Raw genomic sequence first — 21,231 nt, forward strand, 5'->3', positions numbered from 1 at the left:
GAAATAAATCATGGCAAGCGAACCGAAGTTTCTGTTGGGTCGAGGCGAGACGCTTAACCGGGAAAGCCGCTACCGCAGCGGTCCAAATGATGCGAAGCCGCCGTACACCTGGGACGTTCAGCGCGCACACCTCCTACCTCAGATGGCGGCACAACAGGAGGTGTTTCGCCAGCTGCCGCTGGAGGCATGCCCGGGAGACCGCGTAGTTTCGGCCGTCACCCTGCACCCACAGTACTACTCCCGTTCCGCCTTTCCCTCGGAGCTCGCGGGCAGCATAGGCCTGCGGTTGGTAGGGAGTAGACCCATCATGGTGAAGCCGCGCGACGGGCGTGGCAGCAATAAAGAGGGTGGCATCCCTTCGACAGTCCTGTTTCTAGCCGGTCGCCGGGTCCAGTTCCAGCGCCTCCTCGAAATCAGTACTGGAGACATCGAGGACTCGCTGATCCAAGACCTGATAAAGATCGAGTCGATGGCGGCCATGCAAGCGGAAGACCGGCTAATGGGCTCGCTCGGCAGCTCGCCCGAACTCGTCGAAATCGTGCTGCACCACGACGCCGAAGTCGATATGAACTGGGAAGACGCTTTCCTTGAGTTCGCGTCGGCGAGCGGCGTAGAACTGGATCAGGCGCGGGAGTACCAGTCACGTGGTCTTTGGTTCATGCCTGCGTTGGCGAGCGCGGCCGCCGCTACGCGGCTTGCGAATTTTGCCTTTGTCCGCGCCATCCGGCCAATGCCGAAATTGCGCCCACTCAAGCGCCCGCAGATGTTGCGCGCGATGCAGAACGTGCCGCATATCGCCTTGCCTAGCGAAGAGGCGCTGGATTCGTCCTTTCGCGTCGCCATTTTCGATGGAGGCCTGCCGATGGACCACCCTTTCGGTTTATGGGCGAACCGGATTGAACCGGCGGCAAAGGATGGCATCGGCAGCTCGATTGATGAATACGTTGAGCACGGGCTCGCCGTAACTTCTGCGCTCCTGTTCGGCAGCGTGCAAAGCGGCCTGCAGCCGCGCCCGTATTCTGGTGTAGACCATTTCCGGGTTCTCGGCGACCAGACTGTCGATGCCAAGTTGTATCCCGTCATGCTCTACATCGATCAGATTCTTAGCCAGTCCAACTACGAGTTCGCGACGCTGAGTATTGGTCCTGTCGAGATCGTCGGCGACGACAAGGTCACGGCGTGGACCACCATGCTCGACGATCACTTTCAACAGGGTCAAATGCTCGGGACCATCGCGGTCGGTAACGCCGGGGAAGCACCGGTACCTATGAACCGTGTGCAGGTACCGAGCGACTGCGTCAATGCCTTGGCGATCGGTGCGTCCAGTTCCGGGGCGCCAGGCTGGGCGCGAGCGCCTTATAGCTGCGTCGGCCCGGGGCGTGCCCCAGGGCTGGTGAAGCCCGACCTGTTGCAGTTCGGTGGTATCGCGGCCAGCCAGTTCAAGTTTGTCTTCCCTGGGCCGAGCATCGCCGAGGCGATCGGCACGAGTTTCGCGACACCGGCAGTTATGCGAATTGCCAGCGGCGTGCGCGCCCATTTCGGAGCGGGCATCTCAACGGTCGGCATTCGCGCCTTGCTCATCCACAGCGCCGTAAACCCGGACGAACATCCGCGCGAAGAGGTGGGCTGGGGCCTGGTGCCTAGCGACCTTTCAGCGATTACGGTCTGTCCGGACGGGAGCGTGCGCGTGCTATACCAAGGCCACCTCGACCCGTCGAAGGTGATCCGGACCGAGGTCCCGCTGCCCCCAGGAGAGCTGGAAGGCATGGTCGAGATCGCGGCGACCTTCTGCTACCTCTGCCAGACCGACCCGCACACGCCCGGCGACTACACCCGCGCAGGGTTGGGAATTACGTTCCGCCCGCATCAGGGCCGGTTCCCGAAACCTTCGCCGCCGAATTTCAGGACCGACCCTGACTTTCCGGAGTCCAAATCGTTCTTCGAGGGAGTGGGTCGGAACACCGAGCAGGCTCTGCGTCATGACTCCTTCAAGTGGGACACTACCCGGCATGCGCGGCACCGCTTCCGTGCCAGCTCGCTGGACCGGCCAGTGTTCGATATCCATTACCAGGCACGCGAACCGGGGTCGAAGCTGAGCCCTTCCAGCGCTATCAAGCTACCTTACGCGCTGGTGGTGACAGTCACCGCAAGCAAGCATCCGGACTTATACGACCAAGTCGTCGCCCACTACCCGACGCTGGCCGCGATCCGTCCGCGGACGCATTTGCCACTCCCGATCCGGGTTTGAGTGGCGGGAATTTCCCCGGGCTTCCGTGCATCTGACCGATTGGTCGCTTGCTGAATTTCGCCATTCCAATAACGTCATGTGAAGGGCTTTGTGGCGAGAGCAGCCAGTCCAGCCCGCGGTAGTTTGAACCTAAGTGGCCGGTCGGTAAGCTTTCCCGCAAGCGCCTCTTGCCGAAGGAAGGGCGGTGGCTCAGTGATCGCAGAATCGTGCACTGTGCACGCGAGCCTTGGCCGCAAGCCCCGATCATGGCTTGCAGCTCGCTCGCGAGTGAAGCGAGTTCACGCTGCTTATCCTTCACTTGGGCCAAGTGTTCGCGGGCCATGGCATCAACCTCAGCGCACGAAAGCGCCGATTCGGAGGCCAGCCGCAGCAGACTTCGGACTTCGTCCAGATGGAAGCCGAGGGCGCGGCTGCCCACGATGAAATTCAGACGCTCCACATCGGTGACGGTGTACTGCCGGTAGCCGGACAAGGAGCGCGGTGGGGATGGCATCAGTCCAATCCGCTCGTAGTAGCGGATGGTTTCCAGATGGCAACCCGATTTCTTCGCCAACTCACCGATGCGCATGGCTTGACCCTGTATCTGCTACGGACATTAGCCTAGTGACCTATCTCGATTAGGGGCCAGCGATGCCTTGCTGTGAGTGCGAGTCGACCGGCCAAGCCCTGGTCCAGTCCAAGGTACAGCGTCGTGTGCTGTGGGCCGTGCTGGCCATCAACATCTTCATCTTCCTGGCTGAGTTTGGCGCGGGTGTTTGGGCCGACTCAACGGCCCTGCAAGGCGATTCGCTGGACAGCTTGGGGGATGCCCTGGTGTACGGGCTGAGCCTGATGGTGCTGGGACGATCGCTGCGCGCTCGTGCCGGAGCAGCCCTAGCCAAGGGCGGCACCCAGCTCGTCTTCGCCGGCGCCGTGCTGGCTGAGGTCGCACGCAAGTTGATCGTTGGTGCTGCACCGCTCCCATCGGTGATGGCGGTTGCCGCCAGCGTGGCTTTGATCGCCAACGTCACCTGCCTGGCACTGTTGACCCGCTTCCGCCGCGACGACATCAACATGCGTTCGGTATGGCTGTGCTCGCGCAATGACGTGATCGGCAATGCCGGCGTGCTGCTCACAACGGCACTCATCGCATGGACAGGCTGGCGGTGGCTGGATCTGATCTTCGGTGCGGGGCTGGCTTTGCTGTTCCTCCGAACTGGGATCGAGGTGCTGAGCACGGCGTGGCCACAATTCTCTTCCCAGCACCTTAACCCTAACGTGGGTGACTGACCTAAAGGGGATGCTTGCTTCAGCTACGTTCAAAACTGCAACTGGCTGAACCCGCTTGAGAGTGCCCGTGATCGGTCTGCAGCGTCGTGTGCAGGATATTGAAGCGATCATGCAGCATGGCTTCCACCCGGCCGCGCACTTCGTGGCAATCGATATCTTCGTGGACGACGAGATGCCCCGATAGCGCGGGCATGCCAGAGGTGACCTCCCACACGTGCAGGTCGTCGAGCCGCACCACGTCCGGTACCCCGCAGATGGCGGCGGCGATGGCTTCCGGGTCGAGCCCGCGTGGCGCCGCTTCCAGGAAGATACGGCCGGAATCGCGCACCAGGCCGACGCCAGCCTTGAGCATCAGTCCGGCGACGACCAGCGCCGCCAGCGCATCGACGCGGTTCCAGCCGCTCCACCAGATGATGGCGCCGGCAATAGCGGTAGCGATGAAGGCGTAGAGATCGGTGAGGATGTGCTGGAAGCTGCCTTCCACGTTGAGGCTCTGCCGATTGGCTTTGCTCATCGCCCACACGGCGAGCAGGTTCACGCCGATACCTACTACGGCGATCACGGTGACCAGGACGCCTTCCACCTGAGGCGGATGGATCAGCCGACGCACGGCCTCGACGACGAACCACACCGAGAGCAGGAGCAGCGTCAGGCCATTGGCCTGGGCGCTCAAAATTTCCACCCGCTTGAGCCCGTAGGTATAGCTGCCGCTGGCTGGACGCGCGGCCAGACGCATGGCGACCAGCGCCAGGCCGATGGAGCCGACGTCGGTGAGCATGTGGCCGGCATCGGAGATCAGCGCCAGCGACTTGGCGAGGATGCCCACGACCACCTCGATGGCCATGAAGCCCAGCAACAGCAACAGCGCAATGACCAGGTAGCGCTTGTCCGCATCCTTGGCAACGCCATGGCTGTGGTCGTGATGATGGCCGTGGTCGTGACTATGCGGGGACGTATCGCTCATGGGATTCTCCGGAGGCGGCGGCCACCTTACGCGGCCGCCACGGTGTTATGTCATCACGCACGACGAGGCGGCGCGGCGCGCCGCCTTTCCATCAGTCCGTGCGCCCGTCGATCGGCCAGGCGTGATCGACGGTGCTCTGGTACACCCAGCCGGCGACGGTCTGGCCCGTGCGTCCGTGCAGCCGGATGAGCCCGACCGCACGTTCGGCCTGCTCGTCCTCGCAGAACACTTCGAGCTTGACCTCGTCGGTGACGCGGTCGCCGATCTCGATCGAGTAGTTCTGCTCTCGATCGCTCAGTGCTCGCAGCAGCCCCTTGACGTCGATGATGGACAGGTGGCGAAAGCCCGCCTGTTCCAACGCATGGACGATGTCGGCGATGCGCCCGCGATGAATGAACGCTTTGACTTCTTTCACGGTTGGGTCTCCTGTTGGGCCAGGCGTCGCGCGGCGCGCTCTTCGATCCAGTCGTAGAGCACTGGCAGCAGCACGAGGGTGAGCAAAGTGGAGGTGATCAGGCCGCCGACCACCACGGTGGCGAGCGGGCGCTGGGTCTCGGCGCCGACGCCGCTGGAGAGCAGCATCGGTACCAGGCCGAGGATCGCCACACTGGCGGTCATCATCACCGGGCGCATGCGCAAGGCGGTGCCGCGGATCACCGCCTCGCGTACGGGCAAGCCCTTTTCACGCTGTTCGTTCAAGAAGCTCACCAGCACGATGCCGTTCAACATCGCCACACCGAACACCGCGATGAAGCCGATCGCCGAGGGCACCGACAGGTATTGCCCGGTGATCGCCAGGCCGACGATGCCGCCGATGGTCGCGAACGGCACGTTGGCAAGGATCAGTCCCGCGTACTTGACCGAATTGAAGGCGGTGTAGAGCAGCACGAAGATGAAGAAGATCGTCGCCGGCACGATCAGCGACAGCCGCTTCAGTGCGCGTTGCTGGTTCTCGAACGCGCCGCCCCATTCGACGTAGTAGCCGGTCGGCAGCTTCACCTGCTGGGCGATCTTCGCGTTGGCGTCCTTGACGAAGCCGTCGATGTCGCGGCCGCGCACGTCCATCTGGATCACCGCGTAGCGCTGCAACTGCTCGCGGCGGATGAACGAGTAGCCTTCCGCATCGCTGACCTTGGCGACCTGCGCCAGGCGCACGATGGCGCCGTTGGACGTGCGCAGCGGAATGCGCTCGATCGCCTGCAACGAGGCCTTGTCGTCCTTGTCCAGCCGCACGGTGATGTCGAAGCGCCGGACGCCGTCGAGCAGGGTGGAGACCGGTTCGCCGCCGATGCCGTTCTTGACCACGGTGAGCACGTCGTCGGCATTGAGCCCGTATCGCGCCAGCGCATCGCGGTCGACCTGGATGCGAATCTGCGGCTTGCCGATGTTCGCTTCCAGTACGAGGTCCGCCACGCCGGGTACACCGGCCAGCACGTCCTTGATCCGCCCGCTCAACCGGTCGAGCTCACCCAGATCGTCGCCGTAGAGCTTCAACGCCAGGGTGGCACGCACGCCGGAAATCAGTTCCTCGATGCGCATCTGGATCGGCTGCGTGTAGCTCACCACCGCGGTGGGCAGCGCCGCGGTCAGTTCCATTTGCATGGCCTCCTCGATGCTCTCCAGCGTCTGCCCGTCGCGCCACTGGTCCTTCGGCTTGAGCGGCGTGTACACCTCCATGTAGTTGACGTCCGCCGTCTCACCCTTCTCGGCACGGCCGATCATCGCCAGCGTGGTTTCCACCTCAGGAAACTTTTGCTTGATCAGCGTGGCGACCTGCTTGGAGATGTCGATCGATTCATCCAGCGAGGCCGAAGGAATGGACGTGATGCGCCACATGATCGCGCCCTCCTTGAGGTTGGGCATGAACTCCTTGCCCAGGAAGGGGAACAGCGCCAGGCTGCCGACCAGCGCCGCGGCGGCGATGGCGAGCACGATCTTGCGGCGGGCCAGCGACCAGGCCAGCACCGTGGCGTAGTGGCGCTTGAGGAAGGCCACCAGGCGGGTGTCCTTCTCCTCCTTGGGCTTGAGCACCAGCGCGGCGAGCACCGGGATCAGCGTCAGCGCGAGCAGCAGGGAGCCGCCCATGGCGAAGCTGATGTTGAAGGCCATCGGCTTGAACATCTTGCCTTCGAGCCCCTGCAGGCTGAACAGCGGCAGGAACACCACGATGATGATGAGGATGGCGAACGCCACCGGGTTGGCGACCTCGCGGGCGGCCGCCAGCACGGCAGCGGTGCGGTCCACCGGCAATCCGTGGGCCTTGCGCTCGGCCATGATGCGGAAGGCGTTCTCCACCATGACCACCGCACCGTCCACCATCATGCCGATGCCGATCGCCAGGCCGGCCAGCGACATCAAGTTGGCCGAAAGGCCGACTTGGTCCATGCAGATGAAGGCGATCAGCATGGCGAGCGGCAAGGCCACCACCACGACCAACGCGCTGCGGAACTCGCCCAGGAACAGGAAGAGGATGATCGCGACCAGGATCGAGCCTTCGATCAGCGCACGCACCGCGGTTTCCACCGCCGCGTTGACGAGCTCGGTGCGTTCGTACACCGGCTTGACCACCACGCCCGGCGGCAACGCCTGCTTGACCGTGTCGAGCTTGGCCTTGACCGCATCGACTACGCTCTTGGCGTTCTCGCCGATGCGTGCCAGCGCCTGGCCCATCACCACTTCCTTGCCGTCGCGGGTGACCGCGCCGGTGCGCGGTGCGCCGCCTTCGACGATGTCGGCGACGTCGCGCACATAGACCGGCGTGCCGTCCTCGCTCTTGAGCACGATGCTGCCGATGTCCTTGGCGTCCTGCACCAACCCTAAGCCACGCACGAGGTACTGCTCGCGGCCGACGTCGATGAAGTTGCCGCCCACTTGCGCGTTGTTCGCCTGCAAGACCTCGATCACGTCCTTGAAGCCAAGGCCATGGGCGATCAGCTTCATCGGATCGATGCGCACCTGGTACTGCTTCTCCTGGCCGCCCCAGGAGGTGACATCGTCCACGCCCGGTGCGGTGCGCAGGATCAGGCGAATGGTCCAGTCCTGCAGCGTGCGCAGGTCCATGTCGTTGGGTGCCTTGGTGGCATCCTTGAGCTTGGCGTCGTCGCGTTCGACGGTGTACCAGAACACCTGGCCCAGGCCCGACGTGTTCGGGCCCATCTCCGGCTTGCCGTAGCCGGCTGGCAGGCGATCGCCCACCTGTTGCAGCCGTTCGTTGACGAGCTGGCGGGCGAAGTAGATGTCCATGTCGTCATCGAAGTAGACCGACACGTAGGACAGACCGAATAGGCTGACCGAGCGGATCTGCTGCACCTTCGGCAGGCCGGCGAGCGCCGATTCGACCGGCGTGGTGAGTAATTGCTCCACATCCTCGGCGGCGAGGCCGGACGCCTCGGTGTAGACGTTGACCTGCACCGGCGTGACGTCGGGGAAGGCATCGATGGGAAGCTGGCGCACGGCCTGGAAGCCGAGGAAGCCGATCACTGCGAAGGCGATCAGCACCAGCACCTTGTAGCGCAGGGAGAGTTCGACGAGGCGTTCGAGCATCATTCCTCTCCCAGTTGCGAGCGCAGCAAGCGCGCCTTCAAGGCGAACGCGCCCTTGCGCACGTAGGTATCGCCGGGCTTGAGGCCCTGCGTGATGACGGTCCAGCCATCACGCGTGTCGCCGGTGACCACCGGTGCCGGCTCGAACTGACCTTTTCCCTTGGCAAGGAACACGGTGGGCTGGTTCTGCAGCAGCACGATCGCTTCGGCAGGCACCGCCAGTGCATTGAAACTGCCGCCGACGGCCAGGCGCGCTTCCACCAGTTCGCCCGGGTGCAGCAGGTCCTTACGGTTGTCGACCTCGATGCGCACGGGCACCGTGCGGGTGCGTTCGTTGGTCTGGTGCGAGCGCTGCACCACGGTGCCGGGAAGGGAGGTGTCGTGTGCGATCGCGCGGGCCTGGCCGCCGGCCTCGACCCGCTCGGCATCGGCGGGCGCAAGCTGTGCCTCGACCCACACCGAATCTTCCTTGACCAATGTGAACAGTGTGCGGCCGGGTTCGACACGCTCGCCGACCAGGAAGTCATCGGTGGTGACACGGCCAGCAGCCGGGGCCAGCAGCTCGAAGCTGCCGTCGGCCGCCGATGATCCCTTGCGCAGCAATCCGTTGATCTGTCCTTCGGACAGGCCGTAGGCGCGAAGCTTGGCGCGGGCCTGGTCGCGAGCCACCTTGGCTTCGTTGTAGCGACGGGCCGAAACGGCTTGCGGACCCAGCGCCGCGATGCGCTGCCAATCCTGCGCGGCCACGATCAGCGCGCCTTGGGTTTCCGCTACTTCGACGCTGGAGAGCACTACGAGCGGATCGCCGGCCTTCACCACGTCGCCGAGCTTGGCCTTGCGGGCCAGCACCTGCGATTCCACCCGCGGCGAGACCAGCACCGTGGAATAGGCATCCGCCTTCACTTCACCGGGCGCCTTCAGCTCGTCGGTCAACGTGCGCGGCGCGGCCTTGGCGAGCACGATGCCCGCCTCCTGCAGAGCCTTGGCATCCAGCGCCAGCGGATCGGCGGGCGCCGGCTCCTGGGCCATGGCGGGCGCGGCCAGCGCGGCCAACAAGGCCCAGCCAAGCAGGTGTCGTTTCATATTTGTCGTTTTCATCGGAAAGCATCCTGTGGGCGGCCATCGATCCAGTCGGCGAGGCGGCCGGCCGCGGTGAGGTAGTCGAACCAGGCCTGCCAGGCCTGGCTTTCCAGCTCCTGGCCGGACAGTGCGGTGTCCAGGCTCTGCTTGAGCTGCACGAGGTAGTCGGAGGTGCTGATCTCGCCGGCGCGCCAGAGCTTTTCCAGCAGCGTGGTGCGGTCCTCGAAGGCGGCGGCGCGACCGTGGCGGAACGCCCCGGCGGCAGAGCGCAAGGCGCCGTAGCGTGCTTGCGCCTCCTGCAGCGCGGCACGCGCCGTCTGCTCCTGTGCCCGCACGTTGGCGCTCGCGGCATCGGCTTCGGCGTTGGCCGCCAGCACCTCGGCCCGGCCCGTATTGAGCACGGGCAAGGGGATGGACACGGCCAGGCCAATCACTTGATCGGTACGCGGGCCGCTGCGGACTCGGCCACCGGTGAGGCTTAACGTGGGATCGGGGATGCGGGCGCGCCGCGCGACCTTAACGCCGGCCTCGGCGCTCGCGAGTTCGGCCCGCGCCCGGGTGAGTTGCGGCAGATCGTCGAGCGGACGTGGCGCGATGCTCGCGGCGTCCGGCGGCAGGGCCTTGGGCAGTGGCGGCAAGTCCCCGCTGCCGCTGGCTTGGTCGCCGATCGCCAGGAGCGCCGCACGCGCAGCGGCCTCGTTGCCCTCCAGCGTCGCCTGCTGGACCTGGGCCTCGCCGAGCGCGAGGCCGGCCAGGTCCCGCTCCGGGCTGCTGATGTCACCGACCTTGAGCCGCTGGGCGGCCAGCGTGTCGAAGCGCTGCATCAGCGCGAGCCGCTGACGGCCCAGTTCCGCTTGGCGCGCCGCCAGCGAAGCGGTCGACCAGGCAGTCAGCCAGCGTGTCGCGATGTCCCGCCGCAGGAGCGCGTAGCCCGCCTCGCTGGCACGCAGCTCCGCCTCGCCCTGGCTCGCACGGGCCCGGCGCTTGCCGGAGAGATCCAACGCCAGGCTGACGCCGGCGGTACGCCGATCCACGTCGGCGTTCTCGGCGGCCAGATCGAGCGAGGGGTTGTACAGCGACTGCGCGGCCGCCTGCGCTCGCGCCCGGGCGGCATCGAGCTCGGCACGCGCGGCTTGCACTTGGGGACTGGCGTCCCAGACGCGGCGCATCGCCACCTGTAACGCGCCGGGCGCGGTTATCGCTACCGCGGTAGTGGACGAAGGGGAAAGGGATTGATCGGGTTGCGGCGCGGCGTGCAACGCCAGCGCGGACAACAGACACGCGGCACCCACGGGCACCAGACGCAAAACAGCCATGCAGCCATCTCCTGAAAAAACGTTCACGGGCGAGGCAGCCGCAAGGCGGCTACCTCAGGACGGGAGCGATTTCAGGCGATGGGAGGGCGCAACAGCGAGCCGGTGACGGCTGGCACCCACCCGGACGAAAGGGCGGGTACAGGGAGCTGGGGCTCCTGCGCGAGGGCAGGTGTTGCCGCACTGGAGGGCAAGGTCATCGAGTGGGCGCAGGCGCAATGGCAACGACTGCCTTCGCCCAGCCAACAGGTGCCATCGTCGCTTGCCGAGGGTGCGTCGATGGCGAGGTCAGATGAGGTGTCGAGATGGGCTATTGCCGTGGAGTCTGTCGCACGAGAGGTGCCCGGACCATCGGCCAGGCACACGGTACCCGAGGCAAACTTGACCAGCAACACGAACACGGCCAACACCCACAGGCCGCGGTGGCGGCGCAGTCGGGTCAGCAGTGGCGTGGCGTGCGGAGGCATCCCTTGATGCTAAGTGGCGCTCACGCCGTTACACAATCGCATGCCGTCATTTGACGCGACCAGACAGCACCTTTACCCTCGCCGCTCCCTTGGGGAGTAGCCGCCTTCGTATCCAGAAGGGGTCGCGTCAACACACTTGGCCTCATGGCCATGGCGCAACCGGTCATAAGCGACTTGGCAAGACCATTGGTACCTGCGTTCGTCCCGGTCGGGCGAGAGCGCAGGCGCCATTGGCTTTTTCGCCCGGCCCAAGGTTCCTCGATGCAAAGCTTATTGCTAACGCTGGCCTTCCTCTTGGGCTCGGCTGTCGTGATCTATCTCGCCTGCGAATATTTCGTCAATGGCGTGGAATGGGTGGGGCGCAAGCTCGCCGTCGGCCAGCAGGCCACGGGCTCCATCCTTGCCGCCTTCGGCACTGCGTTGCCCGAGAGCGTGGTTACCTTCATCGCCGTGGTTTTCGGCGCCGACGCCAGCCAGAAGGCGATCGGTGTGGGCGCGGCGCTCGGTGGTCCCCTGGTACTGGCTACGATCGCCTACGCGGTGGTGGGCGCCACCTTGCTCGCGACCCGTAAGTCGTTGCCGCAGACCGAAGCAGTTGCGCGCCAGTTCAAGCGCCTGGCGCACGACCAAGGCTGGTTCCTTGCCATCTTCCTGGTGAAGATCACCTTGGGCTTGGTGGTGTTTTCCTACAAGCCTTGGTTGGGCGCGCTGTTCCTGGCGGCTTATGCCTTCTATTTCTGGAAGGAGATGGGCGGTGAGCAGGTGGAGGAAGAGGGGGAACTGGAGCCGTTGAAGTTCCAACCCAGACGCGACACGCCCCATGCGTGGGCGGCGGGGGCGCAGACGTTGATCGCCCTGGTGGTCATCTTCGTAACTTCTCACTTCTTCGTGGCCCAGCTCGACGCCCTGGCGCCGATGCTCGGCATGGACTCCCAACTGCTCGCGCTGCTGCTGAGCCCCATCGCCACCGAACTGCCCGAGACCCTCAACGCCATCATCTGGGTACGCCAAGGCAAGCATCGTCTGGCGCTGGCCAATATCAGCGGAGCGATGATGATCCAGGCTACGGTGCCCACCGCGTTAGGTCTGTTTTTCACCCCGTGGGTGTTCGATCGCGCCCTGGTGCTTGCCGCGGTCATCACCATGGTGGCCGTCGGAACGATGTTTGTGGCGTTCTGCCATGGCGTGATCTCGCGCAAGCTCCTGGCGTCGATGGCCCTGTGGTACGTAGTGTTTGCGGTGCTGCTGGTCGCCCTGCACTTGGCCTAAGTCTTGCTGCCTACTGGCAGCACACCTTGTGAGACGACCACCACCGCTTAAGGGGACGGAAACGGCACGCGTGCCGTTTCCGTCCGGTTAGGCGCGTGCTTCGTACCAGTGGCGCGAGCGATTGACGATGCGCACCACCGAAAGCATCACTGGCACTTCGATCAGCACGCCCACGACGGTTGCCAATGCCGCGCCCGAATGCACCCCGAAGAGGCCCACGGCGGTTGCGACAGCCAACTCGAAGAAGTTGCTGGCGCCGATCAGGGCCGAAGGGCCTGCCACGCAATGCGGCACGTCGAAGCGGCGGTTGAGCCAGTACGCCAGCCCCGAATTGAAATACACCTGGATCAGAATAGGCACGGCAAGCATCACGATGACAGCCGGCTGGGCGAGAATCTGCTGACCCTGGAAGCCAAACAGCAAGACCAGTGTGGCCAGCAGGGCCACCAGCGACACGGGCCCCAACCGCTGCAGCAGCGCCTGCAGCTGGGCCGCGCCACCCCGCGCCAGAATGACGCGTCGAAGAAACACGCTACAGGCGACCGGCACCACGATGTAGAGCAACACAGAAAGAATGAGCGTGTTCCACGGCACCGTGATCGAGGAAATTCCGAGCAGCAAGGCCACGATGGGCGCGAAGGCCACGACCATGATGGCGTCGTTCAGGGCCACCTGGCTCAAGGTGAAGTTTGGCTCGCCCTGACACAGATTGCTCCACACAAAGACCATGGCGGTACACGGTGCGGCAGCAAGCAGGATCAGCCCAGCGATGTAGGAATCCAACTGCTCCGCCGGCAGGTAGGCCGCGAACACGTGGCGTACGAAGATCCAGCCCAGCAGCGCCATCGAAAACGGCTTGACAGCCCAATTGACGAACAGGGTCACGCCAATGCCTTTCCATTGCCGCCTCACACCGGCCAATGCACCGAAGTCGATCTTCAGCAGCATGGGGATGATCATCAGCCAGATGAGCGCCGCGACCGGCAGGTTCACCTGGGCGACCTCCATATGGCCAAGGGCCTCGAAGGCGCGCGGCAGGATGTGACCGAGCAGCGTGCCCGTGACGATGCACAGCGCGACCCACGCTGTGAGGTAGCGCTCGAAGAAGCCGATACGAGCTGCTTTCGGGGTGGCCCGATGTGGGCTCGTCGCCTGGTTCATGCGGCGTCCTCCGCACGGTCCGCTTTCAGCGCACCGATGCCGTCGAGCGTCCGCTTGAGCTCTTCCCGGTCCATCGTTTCCACTGGCAGTTGCAGGAACGCCATGATCCGGTCGGTAATCAGCCTGTGCGCCTTGTGGAATGCCTTCTGGACCACCTCGGCACTTCCCGTGGCCGCTGCCGGATCGGGCAGGCCCCAATGGGTGCGCACGAAATCCCCAAAGAGCACAGGGCACGGCTCGCTTGCTGCGCTGTCGCACACGGTGATGACGATGTCGAGCGCAGGCGCCTGCTCACCGACGAACCGGTCCCAGGACTTGCTGGACAATCCCTCGACGGGAATGCGTGCGGTCGCCAGTTCCTCCAGGGCGTAGGGGTTCACCTGACCGGTCGGTTTGCTGCCCGCGCTGCAGGCTTCGAATCGGCCTTTACCCAGGTAGTTGAGCGTGGCCTCCGACAGGATGCTGCGCGCGGAATTGCCCGTGCAGATGAAGAGGACGCGGCAAGGGTGCATGGGGATCTCTCGTCGTGAAATGGATCAGAAGCATTTGGGCGGTCGGCATTGCTCGGGCTGCCCCTCGCAGCAGTGCTCCGTCAGGTAATCGATCAGCTCCCGCATGGCGGGAAAATTCGCGCGATAGCGGATGTAGCGTCCTTCAGCGAAGGATTCCGCCAAACCTGCTTGCACCAGACCCTTCAGATGGAATGACAGGTTGGACCCGCTCAGCCCGGTGTGCTCGCTGATCTCACCCACCACGGCACCCTCCGGGCCACGCGTGACCAGGTAGCGAAAGATGCCCAGCCGGTTGTCTTGCGCCAGGCCGGCCAGTGCGCGAACGGCGGTCTTGGTTTCCATATTTCAATAATGATAGAATTGTTGAACGAAAGCAAATCGGAACGCGTGTTTGCCATGACGCTCAAGGATCTTCTTCCTCACGTCCAGGCCGAAGCCCTGGATTACCCGACCCTGGACAAGCTTGATCTTCCGTCCGGCGCCGACCATCCACCGCGCATCCTGATCCTCTACGGCTCCTTGCGGCCGCAGTCCTTCAGCCGGAAGCTGGCGCTGGAGGCCGAACGCATCCTCAAGCAGTTTGGTGCCGAAACCCGGGTGTTCGACCCGCACGACCTGCCGATGCTGGATAGTGTGCCGGCCACCCACCCGAAAGTGCAGGAACTGCGCGCATTGTCCCAGTGGTCCGAGGGGCAGGTCTGGGTGAGCCCCGAACGGCACGGCACCATCACCGGGGTATTCAAGAACCAGATCGACTGGTTGCCGCTGGAAGATGGCAGCGTTCGTCCGACGCAGGGCCGGACCCTGGCCGTGATGCAGGTATGCGGCGGCTCGCAGTCGTTCAACGTCGTCAACACCCTGCGCGTGCTCGGCCGTTGGATGCGCATGGTGACCATCCCCAACCAGTCCTCTGTCGCCAAGGCATGGCAAGAGTTCGACGAGCACGGCCGCATGAAGCCCTCCTCGTTCTACGACCGGGTGGTCGACGTCATGGAGGAGCTGTTCAAGTTCACCCTGATGGTCCGTGATCGGTCGGACTACCTGGCAAGCCGTTACAGCGAGCGCAAGGGTGCAGCGGCAGCTGCAATGCTTGCGCAAGCCGCCGGAGGCGCTGAAGGCTCCGTCGTGCCCGCGGCAAGCGCCGAGGCTACCTCGACGCCGCGTCCAGCACCTGCGCGTACGGCCTGTTGCAGCGCGGCCGGGGCCTGCGCATGACGGAGGCTGTCGGTGTTCGATCTTGAAAACCCTGCCGGTGATGCCGCGCAAGCCGGCCATTGCGGGAAATAGATGACAGGCCAGGAACAGCGGCGGGCTGGCTTTGCGCCGGCCTCCGTGCCTGGTCGGCGCTGGGTTCAGAGGCCCCGCACATAAGCAATTTGCCTATTTCAGGTAGCTCCTGAGCACGGCCAGCACGGGCTCAAGCTCCGCTTGGCGTTTGGAGGCGGAGCCGGTGGCCACGTGCTCCTGCAGGTGGCCTTCGAGCACTTGCAGCATCAACCCCTGGATTGCGCCGCGCACGGCGGCCACCTGATGGAGGATCGCGCCGCATTCGGCCTGCGCTTCGAGGCTACGTTCCAGGGCGGCAACCTGGCCGCCGATCCGGCGCACGCGCGCGACGAGCTTCTTGTTGTCGGTGGACATGTGGGACATGGATCGGCTGCCTCTGGTCGTATACCCTAGGGGGCTATCCTACCTGAGCGACGCCTATGAGCCAGCCCGACGCATCCGCCTACGTGCATGCCCACCAGTTCAACGAGGGCAACCCGCTGGCGGAGAAGAACACACTGCGCGCAGTGGTCATCACGGCCGTGATGATGGTGGTCGAGATCACGGGCGGCTATCTTCTCAACTCGATGGCCTTGCTGGCCGACGGCTGGCACATGAGCTCGCATGCGCTGGCGCTTGGCCTGTCGGTGGGCGCCTATGCTCTTGCCCGGCGGCTGGCGAAGGATCGGCGGTTCGCGTTTGGCACGTGGAAGATCGAGGTGCTGGGCGGCTACAGCAGCGCACTGCTGCTGGGCGTCGTGGCGGCGTTGATGCTCTTCCAATCGGTAGAACGCCTGTTCTCGCCGGTGCCCATCCACTACATCGACGCCATGGTCATCGCCGCCATCGGCCTGGCCGTCAACCTGCTATGTGCCTGGCTGCTGAAGGACGGGCACCACAGCCATGATCACGGTCATGGGCACGAACACGGACACGATCACGCCGATCACCACCATGACATCAACCTGCGCTCGGCCTATGTGCATGTGCTCGCGGATGCCGCGACCTCAGTAATGGCCATTGTGGCGCTGGCTGGCGGCAAGTACTTCGGCTGGAACTGGCTCGATCCGGTCATGGGCATCGCCGGCGCCTGCCTGGTCGCCAACTGGGCCTATGGGTTGCTGAAGCAGTCGGGCAAGGTCTTGCTCGATGCCGAGATGGACAGCCCGGTGGTGGAGGAAATCCGCGACGTGGTGGCCGAGCGTTTTCCCCAGGCAGCGATCAGCGACCTGCATGTCTGGCGGGTGGGGAAGGGGCGCTATTCGTGCATCCTGGCGCTCGTGAGCCGATCGGAGCTCGCCCCTGCCGCAGTGCGTGAAGCGCTCGCCATCCACGAAGAGCTCGTACATGTCACGGTCGAGGTCGCAAAGCCGACCGCTGCTTAGGCTTCCCTGCCACCGTCATGAAAGGCGGATGGACGGTCTCCCTGGTGACGTAGGAGCACGGCGGTTCGGATCTCTTGCTGCGGGTAGCTCAGTGTCGGCTTCCCGCGGGCCACCGCGGGTGCATGTCGTCAATGACATACGGATGGGCATGGGGGCTCCCTGCCCGATTGCCGGCGGACATCAGGTGGGGGTGATCCGGAGGAAGCTCGTCATGTCGGTGTGCAATGGTTTCAGGATCGCTGCGTGGCCAGAGCAACCAGCTCACGGAAATGGCTAGGACGACGACCGCCGCCATCGGGGCTGCGCCCCAAGCTGGCGATGGCAAGGTTCCGAGCCAGCCGGCCAGTGGATACATGAGCAGCCAGCAGGCGTGGGACAGGGAGAACTGGGCGGCGAACAGGGCGGGGCGGTCCTGCGCATTGGCGGAGCGTTTCAAGAGGCGGCCTCCGGGCGTGAGGATGGCCGCGTAACCGGCGCCGATCAATGCCCATGCCACGGCGATCAACCATTGCCGCTGGTCCGGCGACACGACCGACGCAAGCGCCGCAAAGAGGGCAAGCCCCAGTCCTGCCAACATCGCTCCGCCGAGCATCACGGCGCGGTCGGGCCAGCGCTTGAGCAAGCGTGGCAGGGCCAGCGCGGCGATCATTGAAAACCCGCCGAATACCGCGGTGGTCAGCGCCACGTCCCGATTGTTGCCGCCCAGCCAATCGCGCACGTACACCACGGTGTTGACGATCACCAAGGAGCCTGCGGCCGCCTCGGCCAGGCTGAGGCCGAGCATGCCGCGCAGCCGTGGCGTCGCCAGATACCGGCGCAGGCCAGCCAGTACCCGCGGCCGGGCACTGGGCGGCGCCAGCCGCTGTGGAAGTGCGATGGTCCAAACCAGTACCGCGGAGCTGACGAAGCCCAGCAAAGTGAAGCCGAACAGGGCGCGGAAACTGACGATGCCCAGCAGTAGCGCCGCGAGCAGCGGGCTGAGCAGGTTCTCGAGGTCGTACGCGAGCCGTGACAGCGAGAGCGCGCGGGTGTATTGCGCCTCGTCGATCAACACGTCCGGAATGGTCGCCTGGAAAGTGGGCGTAAAGGCCGCCGAGCAGGTCTGCAGCACCGCGACCAGGACATAAATCTGCCAAGTGGCAGTGACCCACGGCAGGCACAGCGCCAGCGCGGCGCGGGCCAGGTCCATGCTGACCAGGAAGGGCTTGCGCGGCCAGCGCGCGGCATACGCCGTGGCCAGCGGAGAAACCAGCACGTACACCACCATCTTGATGCCCAGTGCAGTGCCCAGCACTACGGAGGCGCGCTCGCCCGCCAGGTCGTAGGCCAGCAGGCCCAGCGCCACGGTCATCAGGCCGGTGCCGACCAGCGACGTGGCCTGGGCAGCGAACAGATGCCGGTAGACCCGATCGGTAAGGACTTCGAACAACATGGCGGGCTCCGTATCACGGGCAAGCGCTACGCACGCGGTGGAAGGCCGGCCGGGCGGAAACCTCCCGGCGTTCGCATACCTACTCGTGGGCAAGTTTCCAGATGCCGTGCGCGTCGATCTGCAGCCGATAGTACGCATGCAATGCGGTCACGCGCGCGTCAAGCGCTGCCTGCGCAGCGTCCAGCGACTGGCGTCGCGCCAGCAGCATGGTCTGCACATCCGCCTCGCCGAGCGCATAGGCACGCTGGGTCAGCTGCGCCGTATCGCGTGCGTTGCGGGCGCTGTCTTCTGCCGCTTGCCAGCGCGTGAGATGCTGGTGGCATCGGTATAGGCCGCTTCGATGATCCGTCGTTCGCGATCCAATGCGACGGTCACCGCATCGACAGGCTGAGGCCGACGGCACGCGCGCGCCGCGTGTGCCAGGCCCTTCGTCAGTGTCGCCGAGATCGTCTGTGGCTCGCTGCTAATCGTCTGCCGGCTGACGCGGTTTGCAACAGCTTCCTTGATCGTCGGCGTAATCTTCACCGCGGCACCATCGGGAGCATGGGTTCCTCCGCTCCAGAAGTCGCCGCTATTTCTTCGCGCCATTTGCGCTTTCGGCGCAACAACGGCCATCGGTCAAGGTACTGAGGAGCCTCCATGAATCGCCAGCAGCACTGGGAAACGGTCTATGGCAACAAGGCATCGGACGCGGTCAGCTGGTACCGCCCGCATCTGGATCATTCGCTGCGGGTCATTGAGCGGGTCGCACCCGATCGCGGCACCGCCATCCTCGATGTCGGCGGCGGCGCGTCCACCCTGGTCGATGACCTGCTTTCGGCGGGCTATCGCGACCTCAGCGTGCTGGATATTTCCGCACAGGCGCTGGACGTCGCCCGCCGGCGCCTCGGGGAACGGGCCCATAGCGCGACCTGGCTGGCCGCGGATCTGCTCGACGCGCCTCTACCGGCGGCGCGCTATCAGCTATGGCACGACCGCGCCGTCTTCCACTTCCTGATCCAGCCGAAGCAACAAGCGCGCTACGTCGCCCAGCTCAATCACGCGATCCGACCGGGCGGCTATGCGGCTATGGCGACGTTTGGCCCCGAAGGTCCGATGAAATGCAGCGGGCTCGACGCGATGCGCTACGACGCCGACGGACTAGCGCGCGTACTCGGCAGCGATTGGGCGCTGCTGGATAGTGAGCTGGCGATGCACGCGACACCCTCGGGCACGAGCCAGCAGTTCCTCCATGCCTTGTTCCAGCGCCGGTCTGACGGAGCGCAGGCGCGGTAGTGAGGTAGCGACCGTAGTGCTTGGTCATTGCATCCGGCCGCTGCGGAGAGGTCAAGCCCCGATCGGCCGTGGCCGACCTGCTGCCTGAGTCAGGTACGGCACTATCCGCAGCAGGTCTTCTGCTGCTGGATGGGCGGGCAGGGCACGGTGCCGTAGGAACAGAACACGCAGCAATCGCCAGGTTTCGGTCGCAACAATTCGCCACACCCGGTGCAGTCGTAGAAGAACTGGCAGGCATCGGTTGGCATGGTCTCGGTCGCCTGATGGCCGCACTGGGGGCACGTCAACGTGCTCTGCAGCGTCATGTCAGCCGCCATGAGGCATCGCCTGGATCGTGGAAGGGTAACCCGCCTCGCCCGTGGCCTTGGCCAGTTGATCCGGACGCGCCTTGGTGTCCTCGTAGCTGACGGTGACGGTTTTCCTGGCCAGGTCCACCGCCACGTTGCCGACCCCGTCGATCTTCTGCAGCGCTTTCGTGATGGTGAGGGGACAGGTCGGGCAGGTCATCCCCGGTACGGCCAGGGTGACTTGCCGCGTGGACGCCAGGCTCACGCTCGAGACGGCGCAAGCGAGGACAAAAGCGATGGCAGGCAGGGTTTTCATGCGGGGCTCCTCAATAGAACCATGGGGCAACGTAGGGAAAGGCGAAGGCGATCAATACCAAAACCGCCACGCTCCAGAACACCAGCTTGTAGGCCCGGCGCACCGCAGGCACCGCACAGACCTCGCCCGGCCGGCAGGCCGCCATAGGGCGATGGATGCGGCGGTAGGCAAGCACCAGCGCGACAAGGGATACCGTCAGGAACAACGGCCGCAACGGTTCGAGCCGGGTCAACTGGCCGATCCAGGCGCCACTCAGCCCGATGCTCACCAGGACAAGCGGCCCCAGGCAGCAGGCCGACGCCAGAATGGCCGCCAAGCCACCGATCGCCAGGGTGCTCTTTTCGCTGGTGCGCTGGGCCATGACCGAACCGGTGTCGTTTGAAGGTTTCACGGCGTAACCTTACTTCCGTAGTCGACTACGGGGTCAACCATGACGAGCTTCACCATCGGCCTCCTTGCCAAGGCGACGGATGTCCACGTCGAGACAATCCGCTACTACCAGCGCCGTGGGCTGGTGGCCGAGCCGTCCAAACCGCCAGGCGGTATTCGCCGCTACGACGAAACGCACGCGCGCCGTTTGCGATTCATCAAGCATGCGCAGGTGCTGGGCTTCAGTCTGGATGAAGTCGCCGACCTGCTCGCATTGGATGACGGGCGGCATTGCCGTGATGCCGAACGCATCGGTGCCAAAAAGCTGGCGATGGTGCGCGAACGCATCGACCAGCTGCGCCGGGTAGAGCAGGCGCTCGCCGGGCTTGTCCAGCAGTGCCACCGCAACCGCGGCAAGGTGCAATGTCCCATGATGGCCTCGCTGGAGGCGGATGTGGCGGTTTGAGGTGGCTTGGCGCGAGCAGACGGACGCCCGCCACCGGGCAAACAACAAGCTGATGCGCAGGCGCTGCAACACATGCGCGAGCTTGGAGCGTACTCATGCCATCGGTACGTAGGAGTCCACCGCCGTGGGTCCAGGCCGCCAAACCCCATCCGTTTGTGGCTGAGCGTCTGGACTCTCCTTGTGCGCGGCTGATCGAGGGGTACGCCCGTGCAAGCTCGGCACGGTGATGCGTCCGCCGCTGTCGCAGGCGAGACATGTTGCCGTCAGGATTGCGTGCTCTTGAGCGCAGTGACCACGCTGTTCATGCCATCCGGGCGAAGCGTGAACTGCACCTTCTCGCCTACCTTGGCCTGCTTGAGCACCTCGGGTGTGGCGTGGAAAGGCATGGTCATGGCGGGCCAGCCGATCGCCGGGATCGCCTGGTGCTGCAAGGTGATGGTGCCCTGCTTGAGGTCGATGCCTTTGATGACGCCTACTGCTTGTGCCTCGGTCGGCTTGGCAGTGTGCTGCATGCCCGGCATGTTGGGGTCCATCTGCAGCGGACCGGCGAAGGCCGGCGCGACTGCGAGCGTGCCGATCAGGCAAAGGGCCGGTACTTTCGTCTTCATGG

At 64.8% G+C, this 21,231-nt stretch carries 25 protein-coding genes and 1 riboswitch; of the genes, 7 read left to right on the plus strand and 18 right to left on the minus strand.

Features of this window, described 5'->3' with window-relative positions; all coding sequences use genetic code 11:
• The first annotated feature begins 10 nt into the window (after positions 1-10).
• Complete coding sequence (locus ACFWZ3_RS05260; RefSeq protein WP_267171819.1) at positions 11-2,248, plus strand: S8 family peptidase; 2,238 nt, start codon at positions 11-13, stop codon at positions 2,246-2,248.
• On the opposite strand, the gene ACFWZ3_RS05265 is transcribed toward ACFWZ3_RS05260, so the two are convergent.
• Positions 2,142-2,816 (minus strand): MerR family transcriptional regulator, encoded by a 675-nt coding sequence (locus ACFWZ3_RS05265; protein ID WP_267171820.1) that lies wholly within the window; start codon positions 2,814-2,816, stop codon positions 2,142-2,144. The two genes, ACFWZ3_RS05260 and ACFWZ3_RS05265, sit on opposite strands and share 107 nt — an antisense overlap.
• Positions 2,817-2,953: 137 nt before the next feature.
• Here ACFWZ3_RS05265 and ACFWZ3_RS05270 point away from each other — a divergent pair, with 137 nt between their 5' ends.
• The gene (locus ACFWZ3_RS05270) at positions 2,954-3,517 is read left to right on the plus strand and encodes a cation transporter (RefSeq protein ID WP_439706725.1); all 564 of its coding nucleotides are present in this window, start codon (positions 2,954-2,956) and stop codon (positions 3,515-3,517) included.
• Between the two features lie 19 nt (positions 3,518-3,536).
• Here ACFWZ3_RS05270 and ACFWZ3_RS05275 read toward each other — a convergent pair whose 3' ends face one another.
• The 6 genes from ACFWZ3_RS05275 to ACFWZ3_RS05300 all read right to left on the minus strand — a co-directional run bounded on the left by ACFWZ3_RS05275 (position 3,537) and on the right by ACFWZ3_RS05300 (position 10,883).
• Positions 3,537-4,481 carry a cation diffusion facilitator family transporter gene (locus ACFWZ3_RS05275; RefSeq protein ID WP_267171822.1) on the minus strand — a complete coding sequence of 315 codons (945 nt, stop codon included), beginning with the start codon at positions 4,479-4,481 and terminating at the stop codon, positions 3,537-3,539.
• Positions 4,482-4,572: 91 nt separating this feature from the next.
• Positions 4,573-4,896, minus strand: coding sequence for a P-II family nitrogen regulator (locus ACFWZ3_RS05280; protein ID WP_439706726.1), 324 nt, complete (start codon positions 4,894-4,896; stop codon positions 4,573-4,575).
• Complete coding sequence (locus ACFWZ3_RS05285) at positions 4,893-8,024, minus strand: efflux RND transporter permease subunit (protein WP_439706727.1); 3,132 nt, start codon at positions 8,022-8,024, stop codon at positions 4,893-4,895. The genes ACFWZ3_RS05280 and ACFWZ3_RS05285 overlap by 4 nt, the downstream gene beginning before the upstream one ends.
• Entirely contained in the window at positions 8,024-9,106 is a 1,083-nt protein-coding gene (locus ACFWZ3_RS05290) for an efflux RND transporter periplasmic adaptor subunit (RefSeq protein WP_439706728.1), read from the minus strand. The genes ACFWZ3_RS05285 and ACFWZ3_RS05290 overlap by 1 nt, the downstream gene beginning before the upstream one ends.
• Positions 9,107-9,117: 11 nt before the next feature.
• Positions 9,118-10,272, minus strand: coding sequence for a TolC family protein (locus ACFWZ3_RS05295; protein WP_439706873.1), 1,155 nt, complete (start codon positions 10,270-10,272; stop codon positions 9,118-9,120).
• 218 nt (positions 10,273-10,490) lie between these two features.
• Entirely contained in the window at positions 10,491-10,883 is a 393-nt protein-coding gene (locus tag ACFWZ3_RS05300) for a hypothetical protein (RefSeq protein WP_439706729.1), read from the minus strand.
• 84 nt (positions 10,884-10,967) lie between these two features.
• Positions 10,968-11,143: riboswitch (yybP-ykoY riboswitch) on the plus strand.
• 1 nt (position 11,144) lies between these two features.
• Between ACFWZ3_RS05300 and ACFWZ3_RS05305 the strand changes: the two genes are divergently transcribed.
• The gene (locus ACFWZ3_RS05305; protein ID WP_439706730.1) at positions 11,145-12,152 is read left to right on the plus strand and encodes a sodium:calcium antiporter; all 1,008 of its coding nucleotides are present in this window, start codon (positions 11,145-11,147) and stop codon (positions 12,150-12,152) included.
• An 87-nt stretch (positions 12,153-12,239) separates the two neighbouring features.
• Here ACFWZ3_RS05305 and arsB read toward each other — a convergent pair whose 3' ends face one another.
• Genes arsB through ACFWZ3_RS05320 form a run of 3 tightly spaced genes read right to left on the minus strand, consistent with a single transcriptional unit; the run spans position 12,240 to position 14,167 of the window.
• Positions 12,240-13,313: an ACR3 family arsenite efflux transporter gene (arsB, locus tag ACFWZ3_RS05310; RefSeq protein ID WP_439706731.1), complete on the minus strand. Its 1,074-nt coding sequence runs from the start codon at positions 13,311-13,313 to the stop codon at positions 12,240-12,242.
• The gene (locus tag ACFWZ3_RS05315) at positions 13,310-13,825 is read right to left on the minus strand and encodes an arsenate reductase ArsC (protein ID WP_439706732.1); all 516 of its coding nucleotides are present in this window, start codon (positions 13,823-13,825) and stop codon (positions 13,310-13,312) included. The genes arsB and ACFWZ3_RS05315 overlap by 4 nt, the downstream gene beginning before the upstream one ends.
• A gap of 24 nt (positions 13,826-13,849) precedes the next feature.
• Positions 13,850-14,167, minus strand: coding sequence for an ArsR/SmtB family transcription factor (locus tag ACFWZ3_RS05320; RefSeq protein WP_267171830.1), 318 nt, complete (start codon positions 14,165-14,167; stop codon positions 13,850-13,852).
• Positions 14,168-14,221: 54 nt separating this feature from the next.
• Here ACFWZ3_RS05320 and arsH point away from each other — a divergent pair, with 54 nt between their 5' ends.
• On the plus strand, positions 14,222-15,040 hold the full coding sequence (gene arsH, locus ACFWZ3_RS05325; protein WP_267171867.1) for an arsenical resistance protein ArsH: 819 nt from the start codon (positions 14,222-14,224) through the stop codon (positions 15,038-15,040).
• A gap of 165 nt (positions 15,041-15,205) precedes the next feature.
• On the opposite strand, the gene ACFWZ3_RS05330 is transcribed toward arsH, so the two are convergent.
• The gene (locus ACFWZ3_RS05330) at positions 15,206-15,466 is read right to left on the minus strand and encodes a metal/formaldehyde-sensitive transcriptional repressor (protein ID WP_425474741.1); all 261 of its coding nucleotides are present in this window, start codon (positions 15,464-15,466) and stop codon (positions 15,206-15,208) included.
• A gap of 65 nt (positions 15,467-15,531) precedes the next feature.
• Between ACFWZ3_RS05330 and dmeF the strand changes: the two genes are divergently transcribed.
• Positions 15,532-16,476, plus strand: a complete 945-nt coding sequence (gene dmeF / locus ACFWZ3_RS05335) for a CDF family Co(II)/Ni(II) efflux transporter DmeF (RefSeq protein ID WP_267171832.1) — start codon at positions 15,532-15,534, stop codon at positions 16,474-16,476.
• Between the two features lie 88 nt (positions 16,477-16,564).
• Here dmeF and ACFWZ3_RS05340 read toward each other — a convergent pair whose 3' ends face one another.
• The 3 genes from ACFWZ3_RS05340 to ACFWZ3_RS05350 form a co-directional block, all read right to left on the minus strand.
• The gene (locus ACFWZ3_RS05340; RefSeq protein ID WP_425474742.1) at positions 16,565-17,908 is read right to left on the minus strand and encodes an MFS transporter; all 1,344 of its coding nucleotides are present in this window, start codon (positions 17,906-17,908) and stop codon (positions 16,565-16,567) included.
• Positions 17,909-17,987: 79 nt separating this feature from the next.
• A complete protein-coding gene (locus tag ACFWZ3_RS05345; protein WP_439706733.1) occupies positions 17,988-18,125 on the minus strand; it encodes a hypothetical protein in 138 nt (45 codons plus the stop codon).
• A gap of 32 nt (positions 18,126-18,157) precedes the next feature.
• The gene (locus tag ACFWZ3_RS05350; RefSeq protein ID WP_267171834.1) at positions 18,158-18,523 is read right to left on the minus strand and encodes a hypothetical protein; all 366 of its coding nucleotides are present in this window, start codon (positions 18,521-18,523) and stop codon (positions 18,158-18,160) included.
• Positions 18,524-18,547: 24 nt separating this feature from the next.
• Here ACFWZ3_RS05350 and ACFWZ3_RS05355 point away from each other — a divergent pair, with 24 nt between their 5' ends.
• The gene (locus ACFWZ3_RS05355; RefSeq protein ID WP_267171835.1) at positions 18,548-19,183 is read left to right on the plus strand and encodes a class I SAM-dependent methyltransferase; all 636 of its coding nucleotides are present in this window, start codon (positions 18,548-18,550) and stop codon (positions 19,181-19,183) included.
• 101 nt (positions 19,184-19,284) lie between these two features.
• Here ACFWZ3_RS05355 and ACFWZ3_RS05360 read toward each other — a convergent pair whose 3' ends face one another.
• The 3 genes from ACFWZ3_RS05360 to merT are packed head-to-tail and all read right to left on the minus strand — an operon-like array spanning position 19,285 to position 20,147.
• Positions 19,285-19,500 carry a GDCCVxC domain-containing (seleno)protein gene (locus tag ACFWZ3_RS05360; RefSeq protein WP_267171836.1) on the minus strand — a complete coding sequence of 72 codons (216 nt, stop codon included), beginning with the start codon at positions 19,498-19,500 and terminating at the stop codon, positions 19,285-19,287.
• Positions 19,490-19,786, minus strand: a complete 297-nt coding sequence (gene merP / locus ACFWZ3_RS05365) for a mercury resistance system periplasmic binding protein MerP (RefSeq protein ID WP_267171837.1) — start codon at positions 19,784-19,786, stop codon at positions 19,490-19,492. Before merP ends, ACFWZ3_RS05360 begins: the two co-directional genes overlap by 11 nt.
• A gap of 10 nt (positions 19,787-19,796) precedes the next feature.
• On the minus strand, positions 19,797-20,147 hold the full coding sequence (merT, locus tag ACFWZ3_RS05370) for a mercuric ion transporter MerT (RefSeq protein WP_267171838.1): 351 nt from the start codon (positions 20,145-20,147) through the stop codon (positions 19,797-19,799).
• Positions 20,148-20,216: 69 nt separating this feature from the next.
• Here merT and merR point away from each other — a divergent pair, with 69 nt between their 5' ends.
• The gene (gene merR, locus ACFWZ3_RS05375; RefSeq protein WP_267171839.1) at positions 20,217-20,621 is read left to right on the plus strand and encodes an Hg(II)-responsive transcriptional regulator; all 405 of its coding nucleotides are present in this window, start codon (positions 20,217-20,219) and stop codon (positions 20,619-20,621) included.
• Between the two features lie 263 nt (positions 20,622-20,884).
• On the opposite strand, the gene ACFWZ3_RS05380 is transcribed toward merR, so the two are convergent.
• Positions 20,885-21,229 carry a copper-binding protein gene (locus ACFWZ3_RS05380; RefSeq protein WP_267171840.1) on the minus strand — a complete coding sequence of 115 codons (345 nt, stop codon included), beginning with the start codon at positions 21,227-21,229 and terminating at the stop codon, positions 20,885-20,887.
• Positions 21,230-21,231: the final 2 nt, after the last annotated feature.

Origin of the sequence: Frateuria sp. GZRR35 (genome assembly GCF_051900415.1) — a bacterium.
Classification (GTDB): domain Bacteria; phylum Pseudomonadota; class Gammaproteobacteria; order Xanthomonadales; family Rhodanobacteraceae; genus Frateuria_A.